This is a genomic window from Paenibacillus sp. FSL R5-0517 (genome assembly GCF_037974355.1).
Taxonomy (GTDB): Bacteria; Bacillota; Bacilli; order Paenibacillales; family Paenibacillaceae; genus Paenibacillus.
In genome coordinates this window covers 1,073,181-1,094,459 of record NZ_CP150235.1, presented here as the reverse complement: position 1 = coordinate 1,094,459, position 21,279 = coordinate 1,073,181, and the positions used below count along the sequence as shown (strand labels likewise).

General features: G+C 47.3%; 16 protein-coding genes. 4 read left to right on the top strand and 12 right to left on the bottom strand.

Translation table 11 applies throughout. From position 1 onward, the window contains the following. Positions 1-336: 336 nt before the first annotated feature. Genes MKX40_RS04850 through MKX40_RS04840 form a run of 3 tightly spaced genes read right to left on the bottom strand, consistent with a single transcriptional unit; the run spans position 337 to position 4,504 of the window. Complete coding sequence (locus tag MKX40_RS04850; protein WP_339239862.1) at positions 337-1,716, bottom strand: fatty acid--CoA ligase family protein; 1,380 nt, start codon at positions 1,714-1,716, stop codon at positions 337-339. Then, positions 1,710-3,128: a hypothetical protein gene (locus MKX40_RS04845; protein ID WP_339239860.1), complete on the bottom strand. Its 1,419-nt coding sequence runs from the start codon at positions 3,126-3,128 to the stop codon at positions 1,710-1,712. Before MKX40_RS04845 ends, MKX40_RS04850 begins: the two co-directional genes overlap by 7 nt. Beyond that, positions 3,125-4,504, bottom strand: coding sequence for an alpha/beta hydrolase-fold protein (locus MKX40_RS04840; protein WP_339239857.1), 1,380 nt, complete (start codon positions 4,502-4,504; stop codon positions 3,125-3,127). The genes MKX40_RS04845 and MKX40_RS04840 overlap by 4 nt, the downstream gene beginning before the upstream one ends. A gap of 446 nt (positions 4,505-4,950) precedes the next feature. Here MKX40_RS04840 and MKX40_RS04835 point away from each other — a divergent pair, with 446 nt between their 5' ends. Beyond that, positions 4,951-7,107 (top strand): alpha-amylase family glycosyl hydrolase, encoded by a 2,157-nt coding sequence (locus MKX40_RS04835; RefSeq protein ID WP_339239854.1) that lies wholly within the window; start codon positions 4,951-4,953, stop codon positions 7,105-7,107. A 194-nt stretch (positions 7,108-7,301) separates the two neighbouring features. On the opposite strand, the gene MKX40_RS04830 is transcribed toward MKX40_RS04835, so the two are convergent. The 4 genes from MKX40_RS04830 to MKX40_RS04815 form a co-directional block, all read right to left on the bottom strand. Beyond that, complete coding sequence (locus MKX40_RS04830; protein ID WP_339239851.1) at positions 7,302-8,588, bottom strand: MFS transporter; 1,287 nt, start codon at positions 8,586-8,588, stop codon at positions 7,302-7,304. Positions 8,589-8,736: 148 nt separating this feature from the next. Beyond that, on the bottom strand, positions 8,737-9,573 hold the full coding sequence (locus MKX40_RS04825) for a sugar ABC transporter permease (protein WP_091015889.1): 837 nt from the start codon (positions 9,571-9,573) through the stop codon (positions 8,737-8,739). Next, positions 9,570-10,925, bottom strand: coding sequence for an ABC transporter permease subunit (locus tag MKX40_RS04820; RefSeq protein ID WP_339239848.1), 1,356 nt, complete (start codon positions 10,923-10,925; stop codon positions 9,570-9,572). Before MKX40_RS04820 ends, MKX40_RS04825 begins: the two co-directional genes overlap by 4 nt. 138 nt (positions 10,926-11,063) lie before the next feature. Further along, the gene (locus MKX40_RS04815) at positions 11,064-12,350 is read right to left on the bottom strand and encodes a maltose ABC transporter substrate-binding protein (protein WP_339239847.1); all 1,287 of its coding nucleotides are present in this window, start codon (positions 12,348-12,350) and stop codon (positions 11,064-11,066) included. Positions 12,351-12,795: 445 nt separating this feature from the next. Between MKX40_RS04815 and MKX40_RS04810 the strand changes: the two genes are divergently transcribed. Next, complete coding sequence (locus MKX40_RS04810) at positions 12,796-13,830, top strand: LacI family DNA-binding transcriptional regulator (protein ID WP_339239846.1); 1,035 nt, start codon at positions 12,796-12,798, stop codon at positions 13,828-13,830. A gap of 167 nt (positions 13,831-13,997) precedes the next feature. Here MKX40_RS04810 and MKX40_RS04805 read toward each other — a convergent pair whose 3' ends face one another. Then, entirely contained in the window at positions 13,998-14,756 is a 759-nt protein-coding gene (locus MKX40_RS04805) for an SDR family oxidoreductase (protein ID WP_278296680.1), read from the bottom strand. Positions 14,757-14,948: 192 nt separating this feature from the next. Between MKX40_RS04805 and MKX40_RS04800 the strand changes: the two genes are divergently transcribed. After that, on the top strand, positions 14,949-15,548 hold the full coding sequence (locus MKX40_RS04800) for a TetR/AcrR family transcriptional regulator (RefSeq protein ID WP_339239843.1): 600 nt from the start codon (positions 14,949-14,951) through the stop codon (positions 15,546-15,548). A gap of 117 nt (positions 15,549-15,665) precedes the next feature. Then, positions 15,666-16,217, top strand: coding sequence for a hypothetical protein (locus tag MKX40_RS04795; protein WP_339239841.1), 552 nt, complete (start codon positions 15,666-15,668; stop codon positions 16,215-16,217). 121 nt (positions 16,218-16,338) lie between these two features. Here MKX40_RS04795 and MKX40_RS04790 read toward each other — a convergent pair whose 3' ends face one another. The 4 genes from MKX40_RS04790 to MKX40_RS04775 all read right to left on the bottom strand — a co-directional run bounded on the left by MKX40_RS04790 (position 16,339) and on the right by MKX40_RS04775 (position 21,214). Then, the gene (locus tag MKX40_RS04790; RefSeq protein ID WP_017690481.1) at positions 16,339-17,478 is read right to left on the bottom strand and encodes a toxic anion resistance protein; all 1,140 of its coding nucleotides are present in this window, start codon (positions 17,476-17,478) and stop codon (positions 16,339-16,341) included. Positions 17,479-17,497: 19 nt separating this feature from the next. Continuing rightward, on the bottom strand, positions 17,498-19,186 hold the full coding sequence (locus MKX40_RS04785; RefSeq protein ID WP_339239839.1) for a VWA domain-containing protein: 1,689 nt from the start codon (positions 19,184-19,186) through the stop codon (positions 17,498-17,500). A gap of 12 nt (positions 19,187-19,198) precedes the next feature. Further along, the gene (locus MKX40_RS04780) at positions 19,199-19,930 is read right to left on the bottom strand and encodes a hypothetical protein (protein WP_339239836.1); all 732 of its coding nucleotides are present in this window, start codon (positions 19,928-19,930) and stop codon (positions 19,199-19,201) included. Between the two features lie 717 nt (positions 19,931-20,647). Further along, positions 20,648-21,214, bottom strand: a complete 567-nt coding sequence (locus tag MKX40_RS04775; protein WP_339239834.1) for a Uma2 family endonuclease — start codon at positions 21,212-21,214, stop codon at positions 20,648-20,650. Between the last annotated feature and the right edge of the window lie 65 nt (positions 21,215-21,279).

The following is a 21,279-nucleotide window of genomic DNA, read 5'->3' as shown; positions in this document are numbered from 1 at the left end:
TAACAAGGCGATATAACTCCAAAAGAGGCTGTCCTCCAGGTCATATTGACGACCAGGGACAGCCTCTCCTGCATCTTATGCGTTTTATATGTCATATTCTAACGAACCAAGCACACGTTATTTGCTTCATTATATCCGGGCTAAATGTCTAACGAATCAGAGAAATGTTATTTTGTTTAATAAGTCGATTTTCGCAAGCAGAAGCGGTGCTTTCGACGGAATAACGTTGCTGAGATTCGTTAAGTTTTACTTTTCTTGATCATCCCCTTAATACGACGTTTGAGATTCGTTAGCGGTAGCGATTCAATTGAGATAAAACTCATTGGTGGCAGGAACCTATTTCCCAGCCGAGGCGAAGGATATCGACATCGACGGTTTACGAATTTTCTTCATTCTCGAACTTACGAGTTCTCCCTGTGTAATTACGATTTTCTGCGGAATCTTATAAGAAGGCAGCTTGTCCCGGCAATATTCCCAGATGGACCGCCGCAGATCGGTTAGAGTACATTCTGTAGCCAGCCGGATAGTCACCTTCACTCTCTGACCCGTGATACCACTCGGTTCTCCCGAAACTACCGCCGCTTCAATACATTCCATCTCTTCCAGCACACCCTCAACCTCGGCAGGATATACCTTCCGTCCCCCTATGTTAATAATCTCCGAACGGCGACCCAAAATGCGAATGTACCCCTGCTCCAATACGGCTTCATCTCCGGTACGCAGCCATCCATCCTCCGTAAAAGGTGATGGTGCATTCAGATATCCGATCATCGCTGTTGCTGTACGAATCTGTAATTCTCCTTCCACCACCCGGTACTTGACCTCTTCATCTTGAATGGAGAACAGTAGAGAACCTGGTTCTTTGGAACGGGTTGGCAGAATACCAAGTTCAGACATACCATAGGCCTGTATCGTCCTGATCTGTGGAAATCTCCGATTCCAGGCTGCCAGTACGGACTCAGGCATCACTTCCGATCCGTATGATACAACCTCGAGACTGGACAGGTCATACCCTTCATCGTTTCTGCCCAACAGCAACAGATTCATGAATGTTGGGGAGACGGGCAGCGCCTGCACACGAAACTTCTCAATCGTCCGGCACACTTCTTCGGGAGATCGATCCGCAATGATACACAGACATCCCCCACTGGACAGGGACTGCAGCATGGTATTCACACCGCCGATATGATCAAACATCATGAATGGAATCGTTCGCAAGGGCCGAACCCGCCGGCGAAAACGATATAACAGCCGATCTGCACGATGCACAGTCGCTTTACTCACTCCGGTCGATCCGGATGAAAAGAGTACCAGGCCTCCTACACCCTCCTGTGCCAGCGTAGATAACAACCTAGGAATCTCTCCAGAAGTTTCACACGTTTGCCGAATGCACAGCTTGCCATCTTCAACGCCCAATCGCCATTTCACCTGTGCCAGTTCAATATATTCCTGTCGTTTGGCTTCAACCAGGTACCGATCCATGGGGAGCAGGATACACCCTTGCCCGAGCAAAGCAACCAATGCTGCCGCTGCATATGGGGAATAGTCTTCCTCCAGCGTTACAAGTTGCCCCGTTAGCCCTTCTGCTATAATCCACTCACTCATGACGCCAACCTGTTCCAGCAGCCACTGATAGCTGTACTCCTGATCCTTCCAGATCAGTGCAGGATGCTGTCCCTGTTCCTCGAATCGTTCAAGCAAGAATTGGTTTAACATTTTGCTTCCTCCTCACCGGCAGGCGAATATTGTTGTGCGAGATAATCAACAAGTGAGCCTACCGTCTGATAGGGACTTTCCGGCATGGAAGCAGCTGCTATCTCCGCCAGAGCAGCTCCCATTCCCGTACCCCAACGATCTTCGATTCCCTGCTCCACCACAGCAAGCAATGACACGAGTTCCAGCGAATCCAGTTGTCCATTTCGTCCGTATAGCGGAGCGTTACCGCCCTCACCAAGCGGAATCGATGTATTATGGTATGCATTTAACTCCCGGCAACTATCCAGCACGATACGAAGCAAAGCCTCCCTGTGTTCTTGTTCAATCATTGGCACGGTCTGACGTTGAAAGCAATCTGCCTGAGGCATGGACTGTCGAAGCGACTCATACCAGTGCCATTCATCCGTGATCAACATTTTAATGACACCTGTAAGCTGTACTTTCCAGTGCTCGCGGTTCTTCATCCGGCTGACCTGCAGCATATTGTATGCCTTCTCCCACCGTACAATGATGTCGCTGAATTTTCTTGCATATTGATCAAGTGGTGAACCTAGCCATAAGGCAGACTCCTGAAGAAGATCTCGAAGAAAATACCGGCTCCATCGCATATCGAAGAGCAGACCCGAAATTAACATTTCATTGGCTTGATCTCCTTCTTTCGTCCCATGCAACGTATCCATGAGCTGCAGAGACACCGCATGTCCAAAATAATAATTCCGCTCTCCTTGTGTAATCGTCCGGCCTGTCAGAAATTCTTCAATCTGCGTTGTTAACGCTTGGTTCAACATGTCTCGGTACCCGGCAGAGTCAAGCTGCACAGTTGCCCGAATGTCCATGGTGCCAAACGTTCGGAGTTTCTCTTTGCGCTTCGCCTGAGCAAGCTCGGGTATGCATTGGTTCCCTTTCCAGAAATCATGAAAGGCTCTTTGAGCAACCTTCCCCTTGTACTTGGAGGGCACTGGATCATAGACGTGAACATGCTCATCTTCCAGACCATACACGGCAATCCAATGGTCTACCAGATGCAGTCGGGAGCCTTGCTTCACGTGTTTGCGAATGTATTCGGGATTCTGATAATCCTCACAATAAGGCAGATGATAACTGGTTCCTGTAGCCAAAAAAAGCCCACCATCGCCGATATGCTGCCTAATCTGCGCCTTGCCTTCCTCGAAGCTGTCCAGCTCCCGCTGACCATACATCTCCCAGATCGGCTCAACATAATCCAGTTTGTGAAAATAAGGCTTCACCAGTCCGTTATCCCCGCACGATGGAAGGCTGTACAACCGGCTTGCCGCCAGCAGTGCAAGACTTGTAATGGATCCTTGCTGATGGAGCACTTCATGAATCAGAGGGAAATTGCAGGGATAATAATAGGGAATGTCCAGCACTGGAGCGAATGAAGGAATGATCATTTTGGGCCTCCTGTTCCCGTTTTGGCTGACGTACTGCCCCAGGATTGGATTAAATAATGTACAGACATATCATCTGTCGCTCGAAATACACGATTGACAACAGGTTTGCCATCCACATCGGTCTCGAAGCGGCGGAAACCCCGAGTAAACCGGAAGGAGAATCCACTATCACGCGGAACTCGGTAACAACCTTCATATCGACCTATACCGGAACGGACAAGCTTCATGCCCATCCCACCATAGATCGTTTCCTGCGTCCCTTCCTCTGAGGCTACCTCTGCATGAATGCAGACCTCCACATGAGTGGACAATTCAGGAACCACAGTATAGATGCGTGTAGCAGACAGTCCCCCCATAGTCAGCGTGATGGATGCACTTCCAATACCGACAGGCACCAGTTCTCCATTCGAACGAACCTGGATTACATCCGGGTCACTTGAAGTATAATTTCCATGCAGCAGACTCCGAACCCATCCGCTCTCGTAGTGCATTAGTGCATTGATACACACGGTCATTCCACCCTGTAGTCCGATGACATCCCTGCCAAGCAGTTGAAGCGAGGTGGGGTTACCTACGTGGCCGAACATGTATAGTAATGGGAGATGAACGCGTGCTCCCCAGTCACCTTCCTGATGACAGGCATCCGGCTGTTCCAGAAATGCCAATTCCTCATCCGCTCTGACTCCGCGTTCAAGTAATTGATGAGCTACCCTTCTGACCTGGGAAGGCAGAAACAGGCCTTCCGTGTCTCCAATATCTATCCACATCCGAACGTCGGGTACCTCTTCTGGCAAGCGATACATGTTTTCTTCCAACAGCCCGCTTTCCGATGTTTCGTCCAGCTGCACATCCACATAGAATGGCGACATCATGATCAGTTTTCCGAAAACATCCGGATTTCGCATCCCCATGTGCAATGTACAAAGTGCAGCAGCAGATGAACCCAACAGCCCGGTATTCTCCTTGTCCGGCAACGTCCGGTACCGATGATCAATGATCGGCTTGAGTTCATGAATGATAAAATGCTCATAGGCGATGCCTGAGCATCCCACACTCACGGCCTCTCTCTCCGGGGCGATGAAGTGATAGAATTCGTTGTGCGTGACTGGACGGACATGCGTAATGCCGACAATAATCAGTGATTCAATCTGCCCGGAAGAAATAAGACCGTCTGCTGCCTGATCGATATTCCATGTTTCATTGCCTGGCCCGGACGGACCAAAAGCCCGCTGCCCTGCATGAACGTACAGAACCGGATAACGCCGAGCTGTATGCTCATGGTAACCGGGCGGGAGATACACATAAATGTTGCGGATATTGCCCAGCCGTGATGCCTGAATGCCTTCCAAACATTCGATGACAGAATGGGTACTCAACGATCGTCAACCGCCTCTCTTCTCCCGATTCGACTGCATAATACAAATAACCCCGCCTCAGAAGAGACGGGGTTGTCCCAAAACACACGTGCGTGTCCCGGGATACATAGCCCTTATATTGTGAATCTGCGAATAGTTTAATGCGCGAACGTGCTTTTGTAAACATAAAAATAGAAAATAAATGCTCTCAAAAAAGTTATTGACATAAGATCCATTATTTCTTACGATAACGTTGTGATCATAACTCGAGGGCCATGCTTTTAAACCAGAGCGGTTTAGGACAACCCCGGTAACTCCCGAAGGAGATGCCGGGGTTGTTGGCGTGTCAAAAGGAGGGAAGTCTTCAATCCACTGCGTATCATTCCGTTGTATTGAAAGCGCTATTATTCAAAAGCCAGGTTGGTTGTTTATCTAAACTACTACATTCACGAGAAGGGTGGATTACTATGTTTCAAATGGCCAAACGCGTACTCCTCAGCACAACACTGACACTCAGTTTACTTGCAGGAGGCGCACTTCCCTATCTGCCTGCTTCCGCGATCTATGCCGATGCGGATACCGCAGTTACCAACAAGCAGAACTTCAGTACAGACGTCATCTATCAGATCTTTACGGACCGCTTCCTGGACGGCAATCCTTCCAACAATCCCACCGGAGCTGCCTACGATGCCACTTGCAGCAACCTGAAGTTGTATTGCGGAGGCGACTGGCAGGGCCTGATTAACAAAATCAACGATAACTATTTCAGCGATCTGGGCGTTACCGCATTGTGGATCTCCCAGCCGGTTGAGAATATCTTCGCCACGATCAACTATGGCGGCGTTATCAACACAGCATATCATGGCTACTGGGCACGTGATTTCAAGAAGACCAATCCGTATTTCGGAACGATGGCTGACTTTCAAAATCTGATTACAACCGCTCATGCCAAAGGCATCAAGATCGTCATTGACTTTGCACCGAACCATACGTCTCCTGCCATGGAAACCGATACGTCCTTCGCTGAGAACGGCAAGTTGTACGATAACGGTAATCTTGTTGGCGGATACACAAATGATACAAATGGATATTTCCATCACAACGGCGGCTCCGATTTTTCCTCCCTGGAGAATGGTATCTACAAAAACCTCTATGACCTGGCTGACCTGAATCATAATAACAGTACCATTGACCAATATTTCAAAGATGCAATCAAGCTATGGCTTGATATGGGCGTGGACGGGATTCGTGTTGATGCGGTGAAACATATGCCTCTCGGCTGGCAAAAGAGCTGGATGTCCTCTATCTATGCACATAAACCTGTATTCACCTTCGGTGAATGGTTCCTGGGATCTGCTGCATCCGATGCGGATAACACGGAATTTGCCAATGAATCCGGGATGAGCCTGCTTGATTTCCGCTTTAACTCTGCCGTACGTAACGTCTTCCGGGATAACACATCCAACATGTATGCTCTCGATTCGATGATTACAGGCACAGCGGCAGATTATAATCAGGTAAATGATCAAGTTACGTTTATCGACAACCATGATATGGATCGCTTCAAAACAAGTGCCGTCAATAACCGTCGTCTGGAACAGGCGCTGGCGTTCACGCTGACTTCACGCGGCGTACCTGCCATCTATTATGGTACCGAACAGTATCTGACAGGTAACGGGGACCCTGACAATCGGGCCAAAATGCCTTCTTTCTCCAAAACAACAACGGCCTTCAACGTCATCAGCAAGCTGGCCCCTCTTCGCAAATCCAATCCGGCTATTGCCTACGGCTCCACGCAGCAACGCTGGATCAATAATGATGTGTATATCTATGAACGCAAATTCGGCAAAAGTGTAGCTGTTGTTGCCGTGAACCGTAATCTCTCCACACCAGCGAGCATTGCGAATCTAAGCACTTCACTGCCAACAGGCAACTACACCGATGTACTAGGCGGCGCACTGAACGGTAATAACATCACTTCCACCAATGGTACCGTCTCTTCATTCACGCTTGCTGCCGGGGCAACCGCGGTCTGGCAGTATACAACAAGCGAAACAACACCAACGATTGGACATGTAGGTCCGGTGATGGGCAAACCAGGTAATGTTGTTACGATTAGCGGACGTGGATTTGGCTCCACCAAAGGTACCGTATACTTCGGTACAACAGCCGTTACTGGTGCAGCCATTGCATCCTGGGAAGATACACAGATCAAAGTGACGATCCCGGCTGTTGCCGCAGGCAATTATGCTGTGAAAGTAGCTGCGAATGGCGTCAACAGCAATGCCTATAACAACTTCACCATCCTTACAGGTGATCAGGTCACTGTACGATTCGTCATTAACAACGCTTCCACCACACTGGGTCAGAACATCTATCTGACAGGTAATGTGGCAGAACTGGGCAACTGGAGTACGGGCACAACAGCTATTGGGCCTGCATTCAATCAGGTTATCCACGCCTACCCAACTTGGTACTATGATGTGAGCGTTCCTGCCGGTAAACAACTGGAGTTCAAATTCTTCAAGAAAAATGGGGCAACCATTACGTGGGAAGGTGGTTCCAACCACACATTTACCACACCAGCCAGCGGTACAGCGACTGTAAATGTAAACTGGCAATAGAATATTCTGTCCACAAGTTAACCCGGAGTAGTTACGCTAACGCAGCGTATGCTCCGGGTTTTGTTTTATTTTGTTTTGTTTAACTTAGCCAGAATGCTTAGGTTCTTCATAAGCTGCGAAGATTACCTCTATCCCACTCTCTACCGATGTGTACATGTGGTTCAATCCATATCATGCATACTCCCTACTACGTTTTATTGATAGGTTCGAATCGACTTCAATGTTGTGGCTGCCAGAATACCTGTGGCCAACAGCAATATGCCCACGCCTTGCAGCACAGAAGCTGCCCCCCACTGATCTGCCAATACGGAGACAACAGTCAATCCCAGAATAGGCGCTGTACTGGTGATTGTTCCAACGACGCCATAGACCCTTCCTTGCAGCTCGTCCGGTACGGCTGTCCTCAGCATAATTTGGGTGAGCATCGTACAGCAGGCGAACATCGCTCCTCCGCCCACGATTAACGGCAACGCCATGATTGGTGAGGATACATTCGCCAAAAAAATATAGAGTGGGCCTAAAACAATCAGACCGATAAATACCCATCTCCCTCTTCGCTTCAATCGTTTCCCCGAAGCAATCAGCAGTGCAGAGCCCATCATATATCCAAGTGGAATACAGGTCTCAATTAATCCAAACTGTACCGGATTCGCCTCCCATACCTTAACTGCCATCACTTGAACCAGCATCATGGCTGACATGAAAAACAAGATTAGCACTGGATTGAGCAATACAATGGATCGAATCAGACGATTCCGATAGATGTAGCCAAACGAACTGCGCCATTCCTGAACAAACGTGGTCTGCTGACTAACGGATCGCTGTACTTCAGGAAAGTGGCCCGCCATCAGCACACAGACTGCGGACAACAGAAAGGTTGCCCCTGTAATTAATATAGCGACGAATCCTCCAAATGCAGCCACAGCAACGCCCGCCGCGGCCAGACCGCTGATTCGGGCAAGATTATCCACCATATGAATGGTTCCGGTTGCTTGTTGAATATGCTCCCTGCCTACCATACTTGCCACTGAGGCGTGGAATGCAGGTGCCTGAAACAGACTTGAAAACATGGAGAGTGAGAGCAACAGCAGTACCACCGGGAACGGCGCATGCCAACCAAATAAGCTAATCGCAATCAGTACAGCCATGACGCCGCGGAATACATCCGAGGCCAGCATCAGCTTCCTGCGATCCAACCGGTCTGCAACCGTACCCGCCACCGATCCAAACAGAAAGCTGACGGCCATATTGCAGATCTGTACGGCCGCCATGCTCTTCGCACTCCCTGTGGTCTGTAACACCCACAGACTGATCGCAATCCCATTAAAGCAATCCCCGAATACGGAGATACCATAGCCGTACAATATCCTCCGAAAGGTAACATTACGCCAAAGCGTTCGCGGAGTCTTGGCATTTTGCAATGCAGCTTGTCCTCGTTGATATCCCATAACCTCGGGCTCACTGGACGGGTTTATGCCCATACATCACGTTCCTCCCTAATCATGATTCAAGCCCATATAGAATCAGGCACTTCCGCAGCAATGGCTGTCGACAAAGACAGGACATTACGGAAGTGCCTGGTTGAAGTGCCGCATTTACCGCGGCTGACTATGCTGTTATGGCACGGCATTACCCTTTGGAAGCACCTGCTGTCAGCCCTTGAACAAGGAATCGCTGGAGGAATACAAACAGCAGGGTAATTGGAATGGCGATCAGTACCGCCCCCGCAGCAAACATCGTAAAGTTACTGTCCTGATACCGGTTGACCAGATCCCACATCCCCACCGCCAGCGTCCAGTTTTCCTTCGTCCGCAGCACCAGCCGGGCGAAGATAAAGTCCATCCACGCACCGGTAAAACTGGTTAGTGCCACATAGGTCAGCATTGGCTTGGATAAGGGCAGGATGATGCTGGTAAATACCCGCAGGTGACTCGCACCATCCATGCGAGCAGCTTCGTCCAGACTGCGAGGAATCGTATCAAAGAAACCTTTGACGATAAATCCACCCAGTACTGCTCCGGATGAATAGACCAGGATGAGCGCAGCGTGGGTGTCGAGCAATTTAACTTGCAGCAAAATGATATAGATCGCAATCATGCTCATAAAGCTTGGGAACATGCCAAGAATCAGCATGGTGGAGAGAATGGTTTTACGTCCACGGAAGCGGAAGCGGGACAGTGCGTACATCCCGAGTGTCACCATCAACGTGGAGAAGATCATCGTGAAAAAGGCAATTTTCAGCGTATTCATATACCATCTTCCATACATAAAGGACGGATTATTAAATAACTCACCGTAATGAGTCAGCGTGAATGCTTCGGGCCACAACCGTTCACTGAACAATGCCGCACCCGGTCTCAGGGAAGAGAGAAAGATCCAGAGTACCGGGTAGATGGAGACAATAGCGATAATCACCAATAACACATAACTCAGAGCCAGTCGCAGCGGATTATTACGTGTCTTCATTGAATCATGTCCTCCTCCTTGAATGATTTGGAGCGGCGGAAGTTCCAGATGGAGAATGAAGCGATGATAAGGAAGATAATAATCCCTACCGCTGAAGCCATATTGAACTTGTTATTGTCGAGCGTGAGCTTGTAGAGCCAAGTTACCAAGAGGTCTGTCGCCCCCGCGTACTGATAATCTCCGCGTAGCGGATTTCCGTTCGTCAGCAGGAAGATGACATTGAAGTTGTTGAAGTTTCCGGCGAACTGCATGATGAGTACCGGAGTTGTAGCAAAAAGAATGAACGGCATCGTAATAATTCGGAATTTCTGAAATGCGGATGCTCCATCCACTTCGGCAGCCTCGTAGAGATCACGAGGGATGGCCGTCAATACACCCAGAATGAGCACCATACTGACGGGAATACCGATCCACATGTTGACAACAATGACGGTGACTTTCGCCCAGAACGGATCTGTAAGCCAAGGTAATCCCTCCAGCCCAAACGCTCGCATGTACGTATTGATTGGTCCAAACTGGCCATTGAACAGATTACGCATGAGCAGCAAAGAAATGATCTGCGGGATCGCATAAGGCAAAATAAAAATCGTGCGCCATAGCTTCTTGAAGCGTATGCCCCGCTGTTCTATCAACAGTGCCACAAGCACACCGCCAAAATAGGTGGTGACTGTCGCCAGAATGGCCCAGATGACCGTCCAGGTCAGTACGCCATAGAAGGTCTGGCTCCAGGATTTCAACTGAATCAGATCACTGAACGTCTTGAAGCCAACCCAGTCCACGAGTTTGGCTGGCGGAATATGATCCGGGGCTGAGTAGTTGGTAAATGCAATCGTGATCGTAAACAGAATCGGCATAACGGTGAAAAACAGAATGCCCAGTGCCGGAATGGACAGAAACAGGTAGGGAAAGTTTTTGTCCATCATGTTTCGAAGCGAAGCCCCTGCGCCCAGGGTCTTCTTCCCTTCTTCCCTGGCGACTCCCGTGACGTATGCATCCCGAATATTCAGGATGTAGATCAGAATAAACACAAAAAACACCAGTAGTACGATAATGCCATCCAACAGTAAAAAGATGGAATGGTCTCCCCTTTGAAGTACGGTGGACCCATTCACTTTGACAAAACGCTGTGTATTTTCCCCCAGTGTCCATATGCCCCATACAGCCTGTGACAGACGAGGAAGCAGGTACGCAAGCCCTGCTCCCTCCAGTAACAACAGACAAATTCCCTTAATCCACTGTCGATTGTACAGCTGTCCAAGACCTTGCAGTATGATGGAACATATAGCCGCTGTCATCCGGTGTTGTCTTTCCCTGTTCGGTCCAACGGGCACCGGGACATGCTGCTGCTGCATTTGCTCTCTCCTCCCCGCCTATTGCTAACGTGTATACATTGAACAAAGTGTGCTTACACTGTACCTCTCCGTTTTTGTGTAAATATGAAGTTCAATCTATACAATTCTTATGCATATCTTCGGATTCGTCGTTCGTCCCTATTGGACGGTAGCAAGGCTTTCCTGGATCTGTTTCACGGCATTGTCCAGCGATGCCTTCACGTCCTTATCGGTATCCCATATATCCGTAATCGCAGACGTGATTGGTCCCCATACGCTGTCCATGGCAGGAAGGGAAGGCATTGGTGTAGAGTTGTTGAACTGTTCCAAGAACGCCTTATTGATTGGGTCCTCCTGCACCTTTGAATCAGCAGCCACGTTTTTGTTCGCAGGGAGTGTACCGTTTAGATCAAAGTTCTCCATCTGAGCCTCTTCATTGGAAAGGAACGCTGCCAGAAGCTTCGATGCATTCGGGTATTGTGTAAATGCATTTACATAATAGGCTTTAACACCAGAGAAGGAGGTCATCGGTTTGCCATCAATTGCCGGAAGCGGAGCAACGCCAAAATCAATACCGGCATTGCGATAATCGGCAATGGTCCACGGACCGTTAATATCCATAGCCAGCTTGCCGCTGGAGAATAATCCTTTTTTGATATCATAGTTCACGTCACCCATCTTGAGCGGCAGTACTTCCGACTTCAGCTTCTGCAAGAACTGTCCACCCTTCAGGGCTCCTTCGTTATTCAGACCGAGATCCGCGCTATCCATCCCGTTGTCCCCAAAAATATAACCGCCCTGTGAAGCCAGGAATGCATAGTTATAGTAAAATTGCTGCAATTCCCACATCAGCGCATATTGATTGGATTTCACGTTATTGAACGTCTTGGCGAAGCTGATAATCTCATCAAAGTTTTTCGGAGCTTCTGGATACAATGCTTTGTTGTAAAAGAGAGCATACGTCTCCACGCTGTACGGATAGCCGTACAGGATATCCTTGAACGTTACCGCCTTCAGTGCGTTGTCGCTGGTGTTCTCTGCGGTCTCTGCTTCGAATATGTCATTGGGCAGAATAAGTCCCGCCTCTGAAGCGCTACCAATCTTATCATGTGGGAAAACGACAACATCTGCCGCGAGACCCGCCGGGCCATCCGTCGTTAGTTTGGTGACCTGATCGGTTGGAGGTAGCTCCTCCATTTTGACCGTTACCCCGTACTTCTCTTCGAATTTTTTGGCTCTTTGCTCAATAAAACTGCTTTGATTTTTGTCCTCCCAGATCACCAGGGTTGCCCCTTCTTCCGGTTGAAGATTCTCGGCTGTCAGCTCTACCACTTCCTCCGGATTTTCACCTGCCGTAGTTGGAGATGGACTTCCGCCTCCAGCCCCGCATGCAGCCAGTGTGAAAGCCATCATGACGGACAATGTTGCCCCTTGCCATTTTCTCATGTAAAATGTCCCCTTCCCTCTGCTTGGTCCAACAATGTTCGCGCTTTTCACCCTTTTGTCTGCGTATGTTGTCAGGTTTTGCATTCCATGTTCACTTTTGTACAAACGTTTGCCCAAATGGAAGACAAGATGACTCCTTCGTTCAATATGTAGGGGGAAATAAGTCAAGAAGTATGTAAATTCATAGATGTAAGCGCTACAATAACAATCACATCATACAATACCTAACTTTCTTTGCACAAACGTTTGCACAAGCCATATTTGCTCAATTTTAACCAATTTACCTCTTCTACCTACAGTAATTTCCTATTTTCTTGTTCAGACTCTTTCTTCCTTTATTTTACTTCCTGTGCAACCCATATGTGGCAGTTAGCAATTGATTTATCGTATCCTTTGGATTACCATAGGAGAATATTTATACGATTGTTCAGAAGGGATTTTTTACATGATTACGATCAAGGATATTGCCAAATTGGCGGGTGTTTCCCCTTCTACAGTGTCACGAGTGATTTCCAACCATCCCAGAATCAGCACCAAGACGTCTCTCAAAGTGAAGCAAATCATGAAAGAATTAAACTACCATCCCAACATCATGGCGAAGAGCCTGGTTTCCAAGACGACCCATACCCTTGGCATTATGCTTCCGCGTCCTGCTGAAGAGTTGTTTCAGAATTACTTTTTCGGGGAACTGCTGCGGGGTATTATTACACATGCCACCCGTATGAATTATGAATTGCTGCTAACCACTGAAACTTCATCAGACAATGAACTGCACGCGATCTCCCGTCTTGTTCATGGTCGCAGAGTGGATGGCATTCTGTTGCTTGGGTCCAAACGAGACGATCCCATCATTTCATTTTTGGAAGCGGAAAAGTTTCCTTTTGTGTTAATCGGTCGCAGCGAAGCTCATCCCAATGCCCCCATGGTGGATAACGATAATGTACAGACTGCTTATGATGCGACACATCATCTGATCGCCCAAGGGCATACGCGAATCGGATTTGTCAGCGGCCCACCGGACATTACGTTATCGCATGATCGCATGCTAGGATACCAAAAAGCGCTTGCCCAAGCCGGGCTGGATGCCGATAGTGACTGGATTGTGGAAGGTGAATTTCTACAGGAAAGTGGATTCAGGGCGATGTCGCTGTTCATGTCCTTGCCGAACAGACCCACCGCAATCGTTGTCATTGATGACAATGTGGCCTTCGGGGTACTGAGAGCTCTTGCCGAGCTTCATTATCTGGTGCCTGAGGATATCAGCGTGGTCAGTTTTAACAATATTGCTTTATCGGAGCTGGCTTCACCACCCTTAAGCTCTATAGACATTGGAACCTATCAGCTGGGCTATACAGCCGTTCAGGTCTTGTTGAAAATTCTAAGCGGGGAACCACAGCCTCATAATCCGGTCATTATTCCCCATCGTCTGATTGTGCGTGAATCCTCACTCTTTTCCAAACCAAAACCACCGTTAAATTGATTCATTTCAAGCATCCGTGTAGAAATGCAAACGTTTGTCCTATACGGGATATGGCGCTGTGATCCACCGTTCTCGGAGTAACACAAAAAAGAAGCCGCATATGGTTATGCGGCTTCCTGACTGTTCGCACTATTTCGGTACTCCATGCTCGACTGCGCTTGAATGGATTAATAGGAACTCCAACCTGCATCAGCTGTAACGACGGTTCCGTTCACGAAGCTGGACTCGTCCGACCCAAGGAACAAGGCCACCTTGGCGATCTCTTCACTCGTCCCGATGCGTGGGTTGATTGCCATGCCCAGCTGTTGCCGTCCTGCACCGTATGGGCTAATGCCAGTCATGGATGCGCTGATGTTGGTTGCCACGGCACCTGGGGCGATCGCATTACAACGAATGCCTTGCTCAGCATACATATACCCTGTATTTTTGGTGAAACCCACGACCGCATGTTTGGAGGCCGTATAGGCTGCTCCTGCACGTCCGCCGTGCAATCCACCTGCCGAAGCAATGTTCACGATGACGCCTTTTTGTTTTTCCAGGAAGATCGGCAATACTTTCCGTGTTGTCCGCATCACACTGGTTGTGTTCACAGCGAACAATCTCTCCCACTTCTCATCCGTTATATCCGCTGCAGGCTCCATGCCATCCATAATGCCCGCATTGTTAATCAGAATATCTACTGTACCGTATGTGCTCACCGTCGTATCAATCAGATTCTGCACATCTTCTTCTTTGGCTACATTGGCCAGAACCACAATCGCTTCCCCGCCCTGTGCCTTAATATCATTCACAACCGCCTGTGCGGATTCCTCGTTAATATCCGATACGACTACTTTTGCACCCTCTTGGGCGTATAACGTCGCGATCGCTTTCCCCATACCTGAACCAGCACCTGTGACAACTGCCACTTTATCTTGAAGTTTCATTCCATGTATCCTCCTTTGTGTATTCGTTTACAATAAGTTAACAAACAAATGTTCATTAACTCTTATCCTTAGTATAATAAGTCATAGCAATTCACTTCAATCAGTAAAAGCTTGTCCAGTTGTACGTTAAACAACACTACTAAGCCCAAATGTACTTTAATTAATAAAGTGAACTCGCGAGGAGGAAAATAGATGTCTGAAACTCCAAATTCGATGGACCGAAGAATCAAGAAATCCAAAGCTGCGCTGAAGGATGCTCTCATCCATCTAATGCAAAAACATCCCTTTAAAGAAATATCCATTACGGATATTGTCGAGCGCGCCGACCTGAATCGAGGTACTTTCTACAGGCATTATCAGTACAAAGAAGACCTGTTCAACGAAATCATCGATGATGTGATTCAGGATCTGGTGACTTCTTTTCGCAAACCCTATCAAGGGTTGAAAGAGTTCGAGGTAGGTCTGATGCCCTCTTCGGCCATCACCATATTTGAACATGTGCACCAGCATGCACAATTCTACACACTGGTTGTACAGTCCGAGGCTTCGTCCAACTTTCAACGCATGATCTGTGATGTTCTTCGCGATCTCTCCTTACAGGATCTGAACCATATCTTCCCGCAGCACATTAACCATGAACTGTTGGCAAGTTACCAGTCTCATGCGATATTCGGCATGATCATGGAGTGGATCAGGCAGGATTTCAAGCACAGCCCCGCCTACATGGCCGAGGAGTTATTCAAGATCATTCATTACAGACCTGACAATGTCGTGTTAAAAGATGATTATTGAGGGGGATTTTGAAAAAAAGCGGCAACTCTATTTTTATGTAAATGTATTCCTGTAATTTCTGATAATGATATGTTAGGTTATCCAGTGGAATACAACCAAAGGAGGATGACAATACATTTGAAGAAGTCGTGGATTATATCATTGATTACCAGTTTTGTTTTGCTTGGAGGAGTTCTTTTCTCTCCAGCCGCTTCTGCTGATGCAGCCAAAGTAGCAACCTCTACATATTCAGATTCAGATTCAGATTCAGATAAGAGTTATGAAGAATTTAAAGAATACACTACTCAATTATTTGCTCTTGAAACTTATGAGGCCAAAGCGTTTACCGCTCTGGAAAGCATCGACACTCAGGTAACTTCAACGAACCGCAAGTCCATGTATCTTAAACTTACGAATACAGTGATCCCCAATTATACGAAATTGGTATCCAGGGCAAAACAAATCAAGCCTGCCAACCCGCAAATTAAGAAAATTCACGCCACATTTATCAAAGCAAGCTACACTCAGCTCGAAGGGTACCTGTTGTACCAAAAAGCAGTCTCCAAGAACAAAGTGAATTACACATTACTGAAACAGGGAAATGCAAAAGTAAACACCGCTGCTGTTCTAATGGACCAGTGTGAACAACAGTTATATGCTTATGCGAGAAGTTTAGGATATGACAGTTAGTAACTAATTATAGAAAACCAAAAAGCGACCATTCCCCATGCTTAATGAGGAACGATCGCTTTTTCTAATTATACAAATGATAGCCAGCGAACAAGTGACATTGTATTTCTTTCTCTTCTGTTTACAGCCCTAGCTTCTGCCCCTTCTCCAAACGCTGAATCTGTTGCTCTCCAGTATCTGCAAGCTCACGGAACTGGTTAATCGTTTCACGCATTCTTGGCAAGGCTTCCTGCTTATACAGACTGATTGAATCGAGTGCTGACAACACATCGGTGAACGCCTGTTTCATCGTATCCACGGAAATGCTGGCTTCATATGCCTGCTTCTGAATGGCAATCCCCTGATCCTTGAGCATTTTGGATGTACCGGCAATCAAATCATTGGTTGTCTGGTTCAGCAATTCAATCTTCTGCAATACAATCTTCTGATTATACAAAGCACTCGCTACCGTAACGGCAATTTTCAGTGCTGAGATCGTTACATTCTTGGCCCGGTCTACCCCTCGAATTAGCTCCTTGTTGTTACGGATGACCACTTCAATCGCCATGATACCCTGCTGGTTCACGACTAGCATTTGTTGCAGGTCCATGACCCGCTGACGGAGTGGGAACAACACTTCCTCTGTAATAAAGCGGACTTTCTCTGGGTCCTCATTGCGGACCTTGGCTGCTTCAATCTGCGCGTCGATGGACTCATCCATGAGCACGCCAAGCTGAATCTCCTTTTGCAGTCGTTTGGTGAGTTCTCTCAGGTTCTGTTGTTCGATCTCCAGGGTTGTATTATCGTTACGCAGGGTGGATCTGCCTTTATCCAAAGAGGTTACGATGTCAGCGATGACTGCGTCAGCCTTCTGGTATTTCAGGAAATAGGCGCGAAGCGGATTGAACAATTTCCCAAGGAAACCGGTCTTGGCAAAGTCGACCACGCTCGGGTCGAGATCCTTCAGTTGCATATGCAGCTCGGTCAAACCTTTGGCGACCTGACCGCCTTCGTCTCCCGTCTTGGACAGATGTCCAACGGAGACTTGAAGCAAGGCGTTTTTCTCGGAAGAGGATCTCATCGTGTTCATGCCAAAGCCGTCAATGGATTGCAGAATCTCTTTGCGCTTCTCCAGGGATTCGAGATCCAGTGTCATGATCATCTCTACGTTGGCATTCGCCACTTGTTGAAGCTCCGCGACCTCGGCGGGCACGGGTTTCACCTCTTCTTCAATCACCTTCTGAATTTCCTTCTGGCTCGGTATTTCCATTGAAAATGACATCTAAGTTCCCCCTTTAAATTTACATCTGTACGTTAAACAGGTTCCCGATCTTGTACACGACATCGTCGGTATCGGCATTGATGCTTGCCGCTTCGTTAATGCTGGAGATGCTCTCCAGAGCCTTAATGTCCGCGTTGTACCCAATCGTATAGATCGGCACTTGGTACGTCTCGACCAGATCCCGGATATCCTTCAGGGTATGACCTTCATTGGTCTCGCCATCACTCAGGACAAAGATTAACGGCTTCACGTTTGGATTAGCAACCATGTAATCTTCCAACATCTTCATCGCTACCACGATCCCGTCAAACGTCGCCGTCCCTCCGCCAGCTTGCAGACTATCCACTGTTCCGACAAACATGGACTGTTGGTTCGTATCATACTTGGCAATGGGCAGATTCACGGTTACCCCACTGGAGTATGAAACCAAGCCAATACTGTTGTCTGTACCCAGGTACTTCTGACCTTTGCGCAGGGACTCCTTCAGTCGGTTAAGCGGTTCGCCGTCCATGCTTCCGGATACATCCGTCACGAACACAGCGGCAATCGGTTTGCTACCGTTTTTCTTTTCTTTCCATACTTTCTGTGCAGACAACAACGTGCCGCCATCCACGGTGGCCAGTTCGGATTTGTAATCCTGCAACCCGTTGAAACCAAACTCTTCCGCTGATTGTTGATACTTCGCCTGAGTTACAAATTCCGCAAACTTTTGGATAATCTCCTGTTTGTTCTTCGGCAATTGTCCCAGTGCATACAGCGGGCTGTCATGTCTCACGCCAAAAGGTGTAAAGACGTAACCACTCTTCAGATCGGCGGTATTCACATATGTCTGGTATTCGAGTACAAAGGCATCCAGTCTGCCTGACTTGGCCGCTTCCCGCATCTGAATGGTTGTCGAGGCTGTAAACGGTACATTCGTCTGGAATTTCTCAAATCCCTCAATAGCTTTCTCGCCCAGTGGATTGGCGCTATCATACGTATTCAGTGCAGTCACCAGGAAGTTCAGTCCTGTGGAGCTGGCAAATGGATCGGTATATCCCATCGCGAGTTCATTATTGGCAATCGCTTCGGTTACGGTTTTTACATTCACAGAGCCATAGGTATCAACCAGTGCATCATACTTGGCTTTGGAAATGACAATACCAGGGACATTCCCAACCAATCGCTTGGAAACCATCTCTGTTTTCACCCCACTGGCCTCAACCATCTCGCCCCACAGTTCATTGGAAGGCGTGAATGCATCAGGTATATACTTGCCCGACTTGATATAATCGGTAGCCGTTCCGGAGGCAATGTTGCGGATTTTGACGGATACCTGTTTCCCGCCAACGGTAATTTTTGCTTTGTTGAATTCCTCGCCCACTTCAGTTAACCAGCCATCTACCCCGCTGCCTGACTTCTCCGTGGAAGAGAATATTTCGACGTAATCATTCGTTGTATTCTCTACGGCAATTGCGAATTTCGAGATATCCGGCAGCGATTCCGCTACGTCGACCGGATCGAGATCAATCTGTCCTTTGACCGGTTCTGCCGTCGCTGGTGCAATGTTTGCGTACAGTTTGCCCAGTTCCTTACCTGCATTCTCTGTGCTCACCTGTGTGGTCGACTTGCCAAAGTTCGATGTTAATGTTATTCCTGCATAGACCAGACCAAATACGAGTACCAGCATTACAATCGATATGAAAAAAAACTTTCCCTTCTTGGCCATACGAGCAACCCCTCACTGTCTGTATAATTTGGTGTGCTTGATTAACTGATCAATCTCCTGCATACAAGGCATCTGTTCAATATCTCCTGCTTCAAAGCTGTCGAGGCGTGAAATCTCAAGTAACAACTGATCCAGCTTGAGCAAAATTTCCTCATTGGTGTGTAATGCATTCTTCACATAAGACAGATAATCGTTGTATACCTTGGTTTTTTCCTGAAAAAGTTTCTGGGGAAGGTTTGAGGATTTGGATTTCATCATGTTGGCATAGTCGGCTTCATCGAATACATTCAACCGATTCAGTACACTGCGGATATTCAGGTATAACAGCTTCTCCACTTCCATCGTGACTGATGCGAATTTTTTGTAGCTTAGTTCCCCCGGATCAAACCGCTGATGAAGCACATTCAGAAGTGTTTCTTTCTTCTTTTTCATCCGGCTAAGTTGAGACAGCCCCAGCGTAATATCTTCTTCGAGTACTTTGATGCGTCTATAAAAAGATAAAGCTTCCACATAATCTTCATGTGTTTCGATATGCTTCACGGGCAGAACCACCGGCTGTCTGAACAGCATGGTGTAACTGCCATATAAGAGTGCCATTGCACTGCCGAACAACAGGGTAACGGATAGCGAAGTTGTGAATGCACCCTCCCCGAAATTCAGCCCGATAAAGCCGGGTGAGAATGCCAGAACATTCACAGCAACAACAACGAGGATTAATCCCATGAATTGTATGTACTTACTCATGTTCAATCATCCGACCTCCTTTCATGTTATATATTGAAGCTATATGTCGTTATTTTCCTGTTCCACTTTTTCTATTGTACATGATGTTAACGCTCTCAGGTGGATAACATTGGATATTGGGATACTCATAATATACGTGGTTTGGGCTTATCCCATTTCATATTTTCAGGGACAACGTGGAACTCGGCAGGAAATGTTGTGGTCAATCCATACAAAGTGAGTTTTACAAGACAGCAGATTGTGGATAAGAAATGTTATCAGGTAATACGTGGAAAATGGCTATGCGTGTCATTTTTTATATAAGACTTGTCTGAAAATAAGCAATGTAAAACAGGGGTCACAAGAACACTCACACAACATGTTAGAACTACAAACACTACTGAAGCATAAAAAAAGACGAAACGGAGATCATCCAATTTCGCCTCTTATGCGTTGTTTCTTCGTTTAAGGTTGGGTTATCTATAGCTAACGAACTGAGGTAACGTTATTGGGTGCATGTCAGCTCATTTGAAAATGCAACGAACCTGAGACACGTTATATTCGTGTATTAGGTGTAAAAACGTTGTTTATCGCCTATTTCAGATGAAATAGCGTCGCTGAGATTCGTTACATTTTCCACTTTACCCATATTGCTCAATTAAGGCGTGTAGGGTTCGTTAGCATTAGAAAACGGCTACCTTATTGCTTCCTCTGTAGCGGACAGGTTGACGCTTCGCACTACCTTAGCTTGAACAACGAATCCAGCGGAATGTGCAATTCAGGATACAAGACAGATATCATCGTTTCCTGCTCAGTATACAGATGACGGGTCTGATAACTGCCATCCTCCAACGTGTACACATGGACGGTTTGATTCCCGGGGTCAACAATCCAGTATTCGTTCACGCCGTATTTCTGATACAAGTTAAATTTTTCGTTAAAATCCTTTAGCGCAGTCGAAGGCGATAACACCTCGATAATTAAAGAAGGTGCGCCGTGACAGCCATTCTTAGATATCTGGTCTTTGGAGCAAACCACCGATAAATCAGGCTGTACAACTTGATCTGGCAGGTCATATTGTTCATTTTCGCTAAAATACACATCAAAAGGGGCAACAAACACGAAACATTTCCGATTCTGAAAAAAAGTCCGCAAAGAGAAGTGCAGCTCACCCACAATAAACTGGTGCAATGAAGTGGGTGCTGGAGACATATTAAAAGCTTTGCCATTAATTAATTCCCATGCCCCCTCCCAAGTTAACCAATCCTGAAAGTTATACGTACCTTTATTATCGGGTTTTGCCACACTTCCAACCTCCTCTTCCCAACTAACCGTAATTTATTTTCATTATAACATTGTGTTTGCGCCTT